This is a genomic window from Chitinophaga sp. CCNWYY40, assembly GCF_037483205.1.
GTDB lineage: Bacteria > Bacteroidota > Bacteroidia > Chitinophagales > Chitinophagaceae > Chitinophaga > Chitinophaga ginsengisegetis.
Genome location: NZ_JBBHLF010000007.1, coordinates 122,175 through 134,639, shown reverse-complemented (window position 1 = coordinate 134,639; position 12,465 = coordinate 122,175). Strand labels below are relative to the sequence as shown.

Annotated in this window: 14 protein-coding genes; 10 read left to right on the top strand and 4 right to left on the bottom strand. The window is 46.1% G+C overall.

Annotation, left to right across the window (positions count from 1 at the left end; genetic code table 11):
* The first annotated feature begins 15 nt into the window (after positions 1-15).
* The 3 genes from V7S65_RS26155 to V7S65_RS26145 all read left to right on the top strand — a co-directional run bounded on the left by V7S65_RS26155 (position 16) and on the right by V7S65_RS26145 (position 3,235).
* Complete coding sequence (locus V7S65_RS26155; protein ID WP_336389027.1) at positions 16-2,172, top strand: TonB-dependent receptor; 2,157 nt, start codon at positions 16-18, stop codon at positions 2,170-2,172.
* Positions 2,173-2,183: 11 nt separating this feature from the next.
* The gene (locus V7S65_RS26150) at positions 2,184-2,831 is read left to right on the top strand and encodes a hypothetical protein (RefSeq protein WP_079473533.1); all 648 of its coding nucleotides are present in this window, start codon (positions 2,184-2,186) and stop codon (positions 2,829-2,831) included.
* Between the two features lie 107 nt (positions 2,832-2,938).
* Positions 2,939-3,235 carry a winged helix-turn-helix domain-containing protein gene (locus tag V7S65_RS26145; RefSeq protein ID WP_079473534.1) on the top strand — a complete coding sequence of 99 codons (297 nt, stop codon included), beginning with the start codon at positions 2,939-2,941 and terminating at the stop codon, positions 3,233-3,235.
* A gap of 1 nt (position 3,236) precedes the next feature.
* On the opposite strand, the gene pdxA is transcribed toward V7S65_RS26145, so the two are convergent.
* The gene (gene pdxA / locus V7S65_RS26140) at positions 3,237-4,298 is read right to left on the bottom strand and encodes a 4-hydroxythreonine-4-phosphate dehydrogenase PdxA (RefSeq protein ID WP_079473535.1); all 1,062 of its coding nucleotides are present in this window, start codon (positions 4,296-4,298) and stop codon (positions 3,237-3,239) included.
* Between the two features lie 131 nt (positions 4,299-4,429).
* On the opposite strand from pdxA, the gene rsmA reads away from it, so the two are divergent.
* From rsmA to V7S65_RS26120, 4 genes are all read left to right on the top strand, one after another.
* Positions 4,430-5,185, top strand: a complete 756-nt coding sequence (gene rsmA / locus V7S65_RS26135; protein ID WP_079473536.1) for a 16S rRNA (adenine(1518)-N(6)/adenine(1519)-N(6))-dimethyltransferase RsmA — start codon at positions 4,430-4,432, stop codon at positions 5,183-5,185.
* Positions 5,182-6,111, top strand: a complete 930-nt coding sequence (locus V7S65_RS26130) for an NAD(P)-dependent oxidoreductase (RefSeq protein WP_336389028.1) — start codon at positions 5,182-5,184, stop codon at positions 6,109-6,111. Before rsmA ends, V7S65_RS26130 begins: the two co-directional genes overlap by 4 nt.
* Before the next feature lie 184 nt (positions 6,112-6,295).
* Positions 6,296-6,769 (top strand): transcription elongation factor GreA, encoded by a 474-nt coding sequence (gene greA, locus V7S65_RS26125; RefSeq protein WP_079473538.1) that lies wholly within the window; start codon positions 6,296-6,298, stop codon positions 6,767-6,769.
* A gap of 82 nt (positions 6,770-6,851) precedes the next feature.
* Positions 6,852-7,241: an HIT family protein gene (locus tag V7S65_RS26120; protein ID WP_079473539.1), complete on the top strand. Its 390-nt coding sequence runs from the start codon at positions 6,852-6,854 to the stop codon at positions 7,239-7,241.
* A gap of 3 nt (positions 7,242-7,244) precedes the next feature.
* Here the strand turns inward: V7S65_RS26120 and V7S65_RS26115 are convergent, their stop codons facing one another.
* Together V7S65_RS26115 and ruvC are read right to left on the bottom strand one after the other, a co-directional pair.
* The gene (locus V7S65_RS26115; RefSeq protein WP_111579992.1) at positions 7,245-7,940 is read right to left on the bottom strand and encodes a response regulator transcription factor; all 696 of its coding nucleotides are present in this window, start codon (positions 7,938-7,940) and stop codon (positions 7,245-7,247) included.
* Positions 7,941-8,126: 186 nt separating this feature from the next.
* Positions 8,127-8,687: a crossover junction endodeoxyribonuclease RuvC gene (gene ruvC / locus V7S65_RS26110; protein ID WP_200817408.1), complete on the bottom strand. Its 561-nt coding sequence runs from the start codon at positions 8,685-8,687 to the stop codon at positions 8,127-8,129.
* A 13-nt stretch (positions 8,688-8,700) separates the two neighbouring features.
* On the opposite strand from ruvC, the gene V7S65_RS26105 reads away from it, so the two are divergent.
* From V7S65_RS26105 to V7S65_RS26095, 3 genes are all read left to right on the top strand, one after another.
* Positions 8,701-9,708 carry a lysylphosphatidylglycerol synthase domain-containing protein gene (locus V7S65_RS26105; RefSeq protein WP_159454504.1) on the top strand — a complete coding sequence of 336 codons (1,008 nt, stop codon included), beginning with the start codon at positions 8,701-8,703 and terminating at the stop codon, positions 9,706-9,708.
* Positions 9,709-9,717: 9 nt separating this feature from the next.
* Positions 9,718-10,509 carry a DUF3108 domain-containing protein gene (locus V7S65_RS26100; protein ID WP_079473541.1) on the top strand — a complete coding sequence of 264 codons (792 nt, stop codon included), beginning with the start codon at positions 9,718-9,720 and terminating at the stop codon, positions 10,507-10,509.
* A gap of 124 nt (positions 10,510-10,633) precedes the next feature.
* On the top strand, positions 10,634-11,335 hold the full coding sequence (locus V7S65_RS26095; protein ID WP_079473643.1) for a response regulator transcription factor: 702 nt from the start codon (positions 10,634-10,636) through the stop codon (positions 11,333-11,335).
* Between the two features lie 74 nt (positions 11,336-11,409).
* Here V7S65_RS26095 and ruvB read toward each other — a convergent pair whose 3' ends face one another.
* Entirely contained in the window at positions 11,410-12,438 is a 1,029-nt protein-coding gene (gene ruvB, locus V7S65_RS26090; protein WP_079473644.1) for a Holliday junction branch migration DNA helicase RuvB, read from the bottom strand.
* Between the last annotated feature and the right edge of the window lie 27 nt (positions 12,439-12,465).

Genomic DNA, 12,465 nt, shown 5'->3' with positions numbered 1-12,465 from the left:
AATTAATCCCTGAATATGTCCAACATCAACCGCTATCTATGTCTCTTCATTTTTACACCCTTATTCTCACTGGCACAGAATAAGATCAGCGGCAAGGTGACCGATACAAAAAAGCGTCCTTTACCCGGTGTGAACATCGCTGTGAAAGGTTCCTATGATGGCGCCACCACCGCAGCAGACGGTTCTTTTTCCTTTACCACCACCGCCACCGGCGACCAGTTATTATCAGCCACGCTCACCAATTACCAGACACTGGAACTGAAAATAAATACCGCTGCAGGCGAACAACTGAACATCGTGCTGAAAAATGCAGTGAATGCTTTACGGGTGGTAACCATTTCTGCCGGCAGCTTTGAAGCCAGCGATGATAAGAAAGGCACCGTGCTGAAGCCGCTGGATATTGTAACCACAGCCGGTGCGGGCGCCGATATTGCCAATGCCATTAAAACATTGCCGGGCGCCCAGCAAACCAACGACCGCGAGGGCCTGTTTGTACGTGGCGGTACCGGCTATGAAACGCAAACCCTGATAGATGGCATGCTGGTAAGGAATCCTTTTTACAGCAGTCTGCCGGACATTCCGGGACGTGGCCGCTTTTCTCCGTTCCTGTTTAAAGGAACCACCTTCAGCAGCGGCGGCTATTCTGCGCAATATGGCCAGGGGCTGTCGTCCGCGCTGATCCTGGAATCTATCGATTTACCGGAGCGTTCCTCTTCTTCGGTCGGGGTATCTGTAATAGGTGTAAGCGCCGGGCTGGATAATCTTTCAAAAGATAAAAAAACATCCTACGGGATAGAGGCAGATTATACAAACCTGTCGCCCTACTTCAACATTGTTAAGCCCAAAAACTCGCCAAACCTGGGACCGGAAATCATTGGTACCTCCGTCAATTTCCGTCGTAAAACTTCCCGTACGGGCATGCTCAAATTTTACGGATATGGCAACTGGACCAAAATGGGGTTTAACTCCAACAGCCTGGAATATCCGGGTTATACGGAGTCGTTTAAACTGCATAACAATAACGTATATACGAATCTGACCTACCGGGAAAATATTGGCCACGACTGGCACCTGTATATCGGTGCTTCTTTCAGTAGCAACACGGACAATATCGATGCAGACACGCTGTTGAAAAATCCGGCGCCCTCGCTGATCAAAGTGCGCTCAGACCTGGGCCAGACACGGGTTATGTTTTATAAGAACCTCGGACGCTTTTCTGTATTGCGGCTGGGAGGAGAGTATCAGTATGCGGAAGAAAGATCTGCCTTTAATGAAAATAAAGCCAATTTCACCGACAACTACACCGCCGCTTTTGCAGAAGGAGATATTTACTTTACCCCCAGTTTCGTAGGACGCGTAGGTGGCCGTGCGGAATATAGTTCGGTATTGGGAGAAATGAATTTTGCACCCCGCGTGTCGCTGGCATATAAAATGAATAACTTCAGCCAGTTTTCCGTGGCCTACGGCGATTATTACCAGAAGCCAGAACCACAGTATATCCGCTTCAGCCGCAACCTGGGCTATATGAAAGCTACCCATTACATCCTCAGCTATCAACGTGTGGCAATGGATTATACTTTCCGTACAGAGATATTTTATAAGAAGTATACCGACCTGGTAAAAACAACCCCTGCGTATAACAACAACGGCAGTGGCTATGCGCAGGGAATAGAGCTGTTCTGGCGCGACCGGAAAACGTTTAAGAATGTGGACTATTGGGTATCCTATTCTTACCTGGATACCAAACGCGATTACCTGAACTATCCGTTCCGGGTACAGCCTGACTTTGCCGCCAATCATACTGCCAGCATTGTATACAAACATTTTCTGCCAAAGCTCAGTACCAATCTTGGATTAACGTATTCTTTTGCTACAGGCCGTCCTTATTACAATCCCAATCAGCCTACGGACAAGTTCATGTCTGATAGAACAATGACTTATAACTCCGTGGGCGTAAGCGCCAGTTACCTTACCAGTATCCGGAAAGCATTCACCATTTTTGTATTGTCGGTGAGCAATGTGCTGGGCAATAAACAGGTATTCGGCTATCATTATTCTACTGATGGGATGCGCAGGGATGAAGTAGTGCCTAACGTACCGAGATTTATTTACCTGGGTATGTTCATGAATTTTGGTATCGACAGAAGACAGGATGTTATTAATAACCTCTAATCACAATAAATATGAAACGATTCTTTCTTGCTTTTTTATTTACCGGTAGCCTGGCTACTGCAATGGCACAAAGCGCGCAATATACCGACGCCATGACGAAGCAAACGTCTGAACTGGATAGCAGCGGCACTTTCACTGCCGATGGCCTGCAACAAAAGGCCAACACTTTTGAACGTATTGCGGATGCCGAAAAAAGCCAGTGGCTGCCTTATTATTATGCTGCCTATGCACAGGTGATGCAGGCACTTATACTGCAGGATAAAAGCCAGATAGATCCGCTGGCCGACAGGGCAGAAGGCAACCTGGACAAGGCAGAAGCGCTGAGCCCAAAGAATTCTGAAATTGCCTGTATCCGTTCATTGATAGCTACGGCCCGGTTAACAGTGGATCCTATGACACGCGGTATGAAGTATGGCCCCGAAGCAGCAGCACTGCTGGAACAGGCGGCAGAATTCAATCCGGAGAACCCGCGCATTTACATGTTACGCGGACAATCATTATTATTTACACCTGAACAATGGGGTGGCAGTAAATCAAAAGCGAAAACAACACTGGAGCTGGCATTGCAAAAGTTTGCCGCCTTTAAGCCGGAAAGCAGCATAGCTCCGCATTGGGGGGAACCATATACCCGCAAGCTGCTGGAACAAAGCCAGAAATAATCAGGGAATATATTATTCAGATATTTAGTTATTTTGTTTCCGTGACAGATAAACCACTGAAACAAAATAGCTAAATATCAAAATAGCTGTATAAGAAAATTAAGCTCATGGACTTTAAAGATCTGGACCCGGTATTACATTCACAGTTGAGGCTGGCTATTATGTCCGTGTTGATCAGTGAAGAAGAAGCAGAATTTACGCTGCTGAAAGAAAAAACAAATGCCACCGCAGGTAATCTGAGTGTGCAGATTAATAAACTACGCGATGCGGAATATATTTCCGTGGTGAAACAGTTTAAGGACAACTACCCGCAAACCATCTGCAAAATAACTCCCACCGGCAAAAAAGCCTTTGGAAACTACGTTACTTCCATACAATCCTACCTGAAAGCGGGTAAGCACTGAGTTACTCCGACGCCAGTTCTGTTTTCTTCAGTGGGTTCCGGGTGTTCTCGGCATAGCGTTCCCGCTGCTCCAGTATTTCCAGGCAGGCAAAGATGGCCTGTCTGAAAGAATCCGGGTCAGCCAGGTTTTTGCCCGCAATATCGAATGCGGTGCCATGATCCGGTGAGGTGCGTACAATGCCCAGTCCGGCGGTATAGTTAATACCGTTGCCGCTGGCCAGTGATTTAAATGGTATGAGGCCCTGGTCGTGGTACATGGCCAGTACGCCATCGAATTGTTTAAACATTTCCCTTGCAAAGAAGGCATCTGCGCTGTATGGTCCAAAACACAGGATACCATTGCCTTTCGCGTGCCTGATGGCAGGGGCAATGTGTTCAATTTCTTCGCGGCCTATCAGTCCGTCGTCGCCGGCATGAGGGTTGAGCCCCAATACAGCAATACGTGGCTGATCTACCCCGAAATCCTTTACAAGGCTGTCTCTCATCAGATGCAGCTTGCCCAGGATATTTTCTTTGGTCACATATTTTGCTACATCTGCCAGGGGTACGTGTTCTGTGAGCAGGCCCACGCGCATATTGTCGGCAGTCATGAACATGAGCACGTCCTTAGCATTGAAGGAATCCCTCAGGTAAGGCGTGTGGCCGGTATAGTTAAAAGTTTCGCTTTGAATATTGTTTTTATGGATGGGGGCTGTCACCAGGCCGGTGATATATCCGTCTTTCAAACAGTTGATGGCGGCTTCGAGCGCCCGTGCGGCGTATTTGCCACCGGTTTCATTCAGTACTCCGGGGGTGATCTGTACTTCTTCTTCCCAGCAGTTATATACGTTCACCTGCTTATGATTAAGGCGGGTAAAGTCTTTGATGCTCTGGTAGTTGAAATTATTTTCATTCATCAGCTTCCGGTAAAAGTTGATGGTTTTGTTGGATGCAAAAATCACCGGCGTACAAAATTCCATCATACGCGCGTCCATAAACGTTTTGATGATAATTTCGGCGCCTATGCTGTTGATATCACCGATGGTGATGCCGATTACCGGTTTGTTGATCTGGGTAGTACTCATGCTGAATTGCCTCAATGAATGGCAAATATAAAGTATTTAGCGGTTAGCTTTTCGCTTTTAGCCGGCGGCATTTTCAAAAGCTAAAAGGCAGCGGCTAAAAGCTAATAAATGCTTTATCTTTGCGCTTCACAATGTATACACTAAAAAAATCACTCGGCCAGCACTTCCTCACAGATGAAAACATCTCGAGGAAAATTGTGGAGTCGCTACCTGTAATTGACGGCCAGCAAGTGCTGGAAGTGGGTCCCGGCGGGGGCGCCATCACAAAATACCTGTTGCAGCTGCCAGGCATTCATTTCAAGGCAATTGAGCTGGACAGGGAAAAGGTGGAGTTCCTGGAAAAAACGTACCCCGATATCAGGGGCAAGCTGATCAACGAAAGCATCCTGGATGCCGCCCTGCCTTTTGAAGGCCCGTTCCGCCTCATTGGCAATTTCCCTTATAATATTTCTACCCAGATCATGTTTAAACTGCTCGATTGGCGTCAGCAGGTGGATGTGGTAGTGGGAATGTTCCAGAAAGAAGTGGCACAACGTATTGCTGCTCCGCACGGGAACAAGGAATATGGTATCCTGAGCGTATTGTTACAGGCTTATTATAAGATTGAATATTTGTTTGAAGTACATGAAAACTGCTTCAATCCGCCGCCAAAAGTAAAATCTGCCGTAATCCGCCTTACCCGGCTGGAACAACCGGTAGATATTGCCTCTGAGCGCAAATTTTTTGTACTGGTGAAAACGGCTTTCGGTCAACGGCGCAAACAGTTGCGCAATCCGCTGAAAACGATGTTTGACAAGGAACTGTTAGCACAGGACCCCATCTTTACAAAAAGGGCAGAGGAACTGAGTGTGGCTGATTTTGCAGCATTATCCCATAAGATGATATGAGCAGGAAAGTATTAGTTACGGCAAAAACACATCCGTATTTGATTGAACAGCTGGAAAGCAAAGGGTATGAAGTTACTTACCTGCCGGCTGTTACATATGATGAAGTATATCGTGAGATCGGTGAGTGTACAGGACTGATTGTTACCACCCGTATCCACGTAGACAAGCAGATGATCGACCAGGCTAAACACCTGCAGTGGATCGGCCGCCTGGGTTCGGGCATGGAGCTGATCGACGTGCCTTATGCAGAAAGTAAAGGCATCCGTTGTGTGAGCAGCCCCGAAGGCAACCGGGATGCGGTGGGCGAGCAGGCCGTGGGCATGCTGTTGTGCCTGTTGAACAATGTGCTGAAAAGCAGCCTGGAGTTGCGGCAGGGCATCTGGGAGCGCGATGGTAACCGCGGATATGAACTGAACGGTAAAACCGTGGCTATCATTGGCTATGGTAACACGGGCAGCACCTTTGCGCATAAGTTGCAGGGGTTCGACGTTAATATCCTGGCGTACGATAAATATAAAACAGGTTTTGGTACAGCGGCTGTGAAGGAGTCCACCATGGAAGAAATATTCCGGGAAGCGGATGTGGTAAGCTTACACCTGCCACTGACCGCCGAAACAAAACACCTCGGGAATTCGGCCTTTTTTACCTCTTTTGCCCGGCCGGTATGGTTTATGAATGTGGCCAGGGGCAAGCTGGTAAATAACCGCGACCTGATCGCCGCACTCGATAATGGGGTGCTGGCGGGTGCCTGTCTGGATGTGTTGGAGAATGAAAAACTAGCTACTTATAACGAAGAAGAAAAAGAACAACTGGCCTGGTTGCTGAAGGCTGACAATGTAGTAGTAACCCCGCATATTGCAGGGTACTCGCATCAGGCAAGCATCAAAATGGCCCGTATTGTATTAGAGAAACTGAATATACTTTAACCCAGCCCAATGGGTGTGTTTTTCGGATATAAATGATTGATTATCAATTTATATGCATCCGAAAGAAGGAGCTTTTTTCTTTATACAAATTTCATTATATTTGCAATAATACCAGTAAACAACGCTTCTGTGCAAATGGAGGCGTTGATTTTTTTTTCTTATAACCAAAAAAACACAACAGGTTATGTCTGGCATAAATTACGTTACGAAAGAAACCCTTGATCAAATGATGAACGAACTGACCTTGCTTAAAACCAAAGGAAGGGCAGAGATTGCACGTGCTATTTCAGAAGCCAGGGAGAAGGGTGACTTAAAGGAAAATGCCGAATATGATGCCGCCAAAGAAGCGCAGGGTTTGCATGAAGCGAAGATTGCCACACTGGAAAATGCGATTGCAGTTTCCAGGATAGTGAGTGCAGATGCAATTGATACTTCAAAAGTGTCTATCCTTTGTAAGGTAACTATTACTAATGTAGCTAATAAGAAGACTGTTACTTACCAGATTGTTTCTGAAACCGAAGCGGATCTGAAGGCTGGCAAAATTTCGGTGACCTCCCCGATAGGCAAGGGCCTGCTGGGCAAGCAGGTAGGCGAGGTAGCTGAAGTACAGGCGCCAAACGGGCAGATTAAATTTAAGATTGATAATATAACCGCATAAGCCTACTTTTTCATGATATTTGCAGGGGTTGCATTCATTTGCAGCCCCTGTTTTTTTATCATGTTACTAAGAACTACATACTATGACCATCTTCACGAAAATTATCAAAGGCGAGATTCCGAGCTATAAAATAGCAGAGAACGAACATTTTTATGCTTTCCTGGATGTTTTCCCGCTGGTAAAAGGGCATACCCTGGTGATACCTAAAACAGAAACGGACAAGTTCTTTGATGTGGCAGATAACCTGTTGCAGGAGTGGTTATTGTTTGCCAAGCCAATTGCACAGGCCATAGAAAAAGTAATTCCCTGTAATCGTATAGGCGTTAGTGTGGTAGGACTGGAAGTGCCGCATGCGCATATGCACCTGATCCCGATTAATTCGGCAGACGATATGAATTTTTCCCGCAGTAAGCTGAAGCTGTCTGTAGAAGAATTTAAGGCAATACAGGCGCAGATTGTCGCCGCCATGTAACGGTTATTTCGAGGGGATATTGAAACGGAATCCCACGCCATGCACGGTTTCCAGTTTTATTTGCGGATCTGATTTGAAATGTTTCCGCAGCTTGGTGATAAATACGTCCATACTGCGTCCGAGGAAATAGTCGTCTTTCCCCCACACATTGGAAAGTATGTCTTCTCTTTTCAGTGTTTTATTGGGATTATTACAGAAGTATTTCAGCAGGTCCGCTTCTTTTTGCGTAACAGAAATGGATATATCTCCATTGGAAGTATAGAGCCGGAGATCTTCATAATCAAAGGTAAGTTGTCCTATCGTATAGAGGTTTAACTTGTCTTTCCCGCGGCTCATGGTCCTTTTCAGGAAAACTTCTATGCGCAGGATCAGTTCCTGCATGCTGAAAGGTTTGCTGATATAATCATCCGCACCGGTCTGGAGTCCGGCTATTCGGTCTTCTTTTTCATTCTTAGAAGTGAGAAATAATATAGGAACGTGGTCATTGAGTTCGCGGATCTGTTGTGCCAGTTGTAGGCCGTCTTTTTTGGGCATTACCACGTCCAGCAAGCAGATATCGAATGAGCGTAACTGGAACTGCTCCCATGCTGCCTGGCCGTCTATACTGTGCACTACATCATAGCCCGCTTCTTCCAATCGTTTCTTCGTAACCGCACCAATATTTTGATCATCTTCCACCAATAGGATTCTTGCTTTCATATCTGCCTGATGCTGATTAATATAAAAAAGCTTGTTATACAATTTCCATATAACAAATGATGGTCACTTTTCATAGTTAAGCTGTTATCCGGACACATGGCCGTTAGCTTTAAATGGGTTGTTGAATTTCAACCAAAGTAACTACAATTTACGGATTTATGAAATAACCTTTTACCCCGGTATTTTTTATCTGGAAATCCTTTCGGGGTGCTGCTGCAGGAACTTCTCCCAGCCTTTTGCTTTGCCTATTCCTGCGAGCGGATTACTTTCCTGGTAAAAGTGGCACACGGCCACTGCGAGAGCGTCTGTAGCATCAAGGTAATCAGGGCGTTCTGAGATATTGAGGATGCGTTGCAGCATCAGCCAAACCTGTTCTTTATCAGCATTACCGTTACCTGTAACAGATTGTTTTACTTTTTTCGGGGAATATTCGGTGACCTCCAGACCAGCCTGGATAGCCGCTGCAATAGCCACACCCTGGGCACGGCCCAGTTTCAGCATACTTTGCACATTCTTGCCAAAAAAGGGCGCTTCAATGGCAAAACTGGCTGGTTTATGCTCTTGAATAAGTTCCTGTACCCTGCAATGAATCAGCTGTAGTCTTTCGTAGTGATCTTTGAATTTAGAGAGTTTCAGTACGTTCATCTCCAGGAGGCTGGCCTTTTTTCCTTCGATAAGTATAAGCCCATAGCCCATTACAAGGGTGCCAGGGTCAATGCCGAGAATTATTTTTGACTTGTTTGCCAACAGGAGTTTATTTTTGCCAAAATTTGACTGTCTGAACAAAAGTACCAAAATAATTCTCAATTACTTATTAGGGGCAGGGCTTTTTACTTGGCTGGCATACTCTATCTACTCGCAACTCATCCATCGTGATAACCTGCAACAATCAGTGCAGCACATGTGGGGTGTATTGCAGGAGAAAGGCTGGGTGGGCATCTTCCTCGTAACGGTACTGATGCTGTTCAACTGGGGACTCGAAGCCCGAAAGTGGCAGAAGCTGGTGAAACCCCTGGAAGAAGTATCTTTCCTGCGCTCATTCAGTGCCATCCTTTCCGGCGTATCTCTCTCTATAAACACCCCAAATCGTGTAGGCGAATACGGTGGCCGCATACTTTACCTGAAAAACCATAATAAGCTGAAAGCCATCGCGGCAACTATAGTAGGAAGTTTCAGCCAGCTGATCGTCACTATTATTTTTGGGTTAATTGGTTTGCTCTATTATATCAACAACTACGCACTGGCAAAAGAAAGCGCCTTCCTTACGCCTTCTTTGTGGCAGAAATTAGTCCTGATTACCGGTACAGTAATTTGTGGCCTGACGATATTGTTATATTTTCGGTTACAAATAATTCTGTCTGTATTTGAAAAGATACCTTTCCTTCGTAAAGCGAAGGTGTTTGTGCAGATCATTGTTAAGTACTCATCCGGCGATTTACGTTACCTGTTGCTGCTTTCAGCCCTCCGGTACATAGTCTTCTCGGCACAGTATTTGATTTTGTTGGACGCACTTGGCGTGGAATTTCTATGGTGGCAGGCCTTCTTACTGAACAGTGTCATCTACCTGGTAATGGCAGGAGTTCCTACCATCGCTATCGCTGAATTAGGAGTTCGGGGAAAGGTGAGTATCTTTTTTCTTGGGTTGCTTAGCTCCAATACCGTGGCCATCGTAGCCGCCACCGTAGGTATATGGCTGATAAACCTGGTAATACCGGCCGTTTTGGGAAGTGTGCTGTTGTTAGGGGTAAAAATTTTTAAGGAAAAATAGCTTCCATCAATGAAGTATTTGCTACTCATAATTTTAGGACTATCCTGTATTCAACCCGTTGAAGCACAAACCGATTTCTGCTCCATCCGTAACAGCAGCTTTAATGCTGGTGAAAGTATTACCCTGAAAGTATTCTATAATCTTGGTAAAATGTACGTTGGCGCAGGAGAAGCTACTTTCAACGTGGCCCTGGAACGCTTTGCCAACCGCGATGTTTATCATGTGGTAGGCGATGGCAAAACCTACCGGGCATACGACTGGATCTTTAAAGTGCGCGACAGGTACGAAAGCTACATAGATACCGCTACCCTCCAACCCCTCAAATTTATCCGGAACGTAAATGAAGGCGGCTACAAGATCTTTAATAACGTAGTGTTTAACCAGGCCGGCCACCAGGCCATCAGCACAAATGGCACCTTTACAGTGCCTCCCTGCGTACAGGACGTGATCAGCGCCATCTATTACGCCCGTAACATCGACTTTAACAAATACAACACAGGCGATAAGATCCCCTTCGCCATGTTCCTCGACGACCAGGTATACAATATCTACATAAGATACATGGGTAAGGAAGAAGTAAATACCAAGTTCGGCAAGTTCCGGGCCATCAAGTTCAAGCCCCTCCTTATCAAAGGCACCATCTTCGAAGGCGGTGAGAAAATGACTGTGTGGGTAAGCGACGACGCCAACAAAGTGCCTTTACGCATTGAAAGCCCCATATCTGTAGGGAATATCATAGTAGATATGATCAATTATACCAACCTCCGTTACCCCTTCACTTCGCTGCTAAACAAGAAATAATAAGGCTTAAGCCCCACCCATCATCATAAGTTTAACAATTCATTTGAGGGCTGGCGCCCAAATTTTACCGACCTTTCGTGCCGCAGAAAAACTTTATATTTGTTGTAATCAACCCTTTATGATTATGGAAGAACGTAAACCGAAAATATTATTGGCTGAGGATGATACCAATCTGGGTATGGTGCTGAAAAATTACCTGGAGCTGAACGACTATGATGTGGAATTATGCCGCGATGGTATCCTGGCCCTGGCAGCCTTCCGCCGCGAAAAATTTGACATCTGTTTGCTGGACATTATGATGCCCAATATGGACGGATTTAAACTGGCGGAAGAAATCAGGGACGTAGACCCCGATATTCCCCTCTTCTTCCTCTCCGCTAAAACCATGAAGGAAGATATTATCCAGGGTTACAAATTAGGCGCAGATGATTATATCTCCAAGCCATTCGACAGCGAATTACTGCTGCTGAAAATCAAAGCCATCCTGAAACGCAATCAGGAACTGAATAGCAAGGAAGAAGAAATTCACGAATTCGTGATCGGATCCTATGCCTTCAATTCCCGCCTGCGCACCCTGGCCCATAACGGTGAAACACATACGTTATCCCCTAAAGAAAACGAATTGCTGCACATGTTGTGTGAACATAAAAATGATCTCTTACCACGCGAACTGGCACTGAAGAAAATATGGGGTAGCGATACCTACTTCAACGGCCGCAGCATGGACGTATACATTGCCAAACTGCGCAAATACCTGAAAGACGATACCAATATTGAAATCGTGAATATTCATGGTAACGGCTTCAGACTGGTAGTGAAAGAATAATTACTTCAACAGTATTCAATAAAAAAAGCAGCAGGGATACCTATCCCTGCTGCTTTTTTTATTGACATGAACCGTTAAAACAACATATTTGTTCCTCCCCGGAAAGACGTCTTCCCCAGGTGGATATAAGCTTTCTCTGTTACTTCCCTGCCCCGCGGGGTACGTTTAATAAACCCTTCCTGTATCAGGAATGGCTCGTATACTTCTTCCAGGGTACCCGCTTCTTCCCCTACCGCAGTGGCAATAGTGGTGATACCTACCGGTCCTCCCTTGAAGTTTTCAATGATTGTATTGAGAATACGGTTATCCATTTCGTCTAAGCCATATTCATCCACATTCAGCGCTTTCAGGCTCAGGAGCGCTATTTCCATATCAATAACCCCATTGCCTATTACCTGGGCGAAATCGCGCACGCGGCGCAGCAACCCATTGGCAATACGCGGCGTACCACGTGACCGGCGGGCTATTTCACTGGCCGCATCGGAAGTGATCTTTGTATTCAGCAAACCGGCAGCCCGCCACAGGATCTTATGCAGCGTGGCGGCATTATAATATTCCAGCCTCGATTTGATCCCGAACCGCGACAGCAGCGGGGCAGTAAGCAACCCGGACCGGGTAGTGGCCCCGATCAGCGTAAACGGCTGCAGGTTAATCTGTATGGCACGCGCACTGGGGCCCGTATCAATCATGATATCAATACGGTAGTCCTCCATGGCGGAATACAGGTATTCCTCCACCACGGTGCTTAACCGGTGAATTTCATCAATAAACAACACGTCTTTGTCTTCCAGGTTGGTCAGCAGGCCGGCCAGGTCGCCGGGCTTTTCAATCACCGGCCCGGAAGTTTCGCGGATATTTACGCCCAGTTCATTCGCTACAATACGCGACAGCGTGGTTTTACCAAGACCCGGAGGGCCGTGGAACAACACATGGTCAAGCGCTTCCCCACGCATTTTCGCCGCTTTAATGAATATTTTCAGGTTCTCGATAATTTGGTCCTGCCCGGAAAAATCGAGGATCTCCCGCGGACGTATACTATTCTCGAACTCTTTCTCAGCGGCGCTGAGCTTATTCTCTTCTGGTCTTAAAGGCTGATTGGACATAATTGTATATGCCAAAAATACACAAAT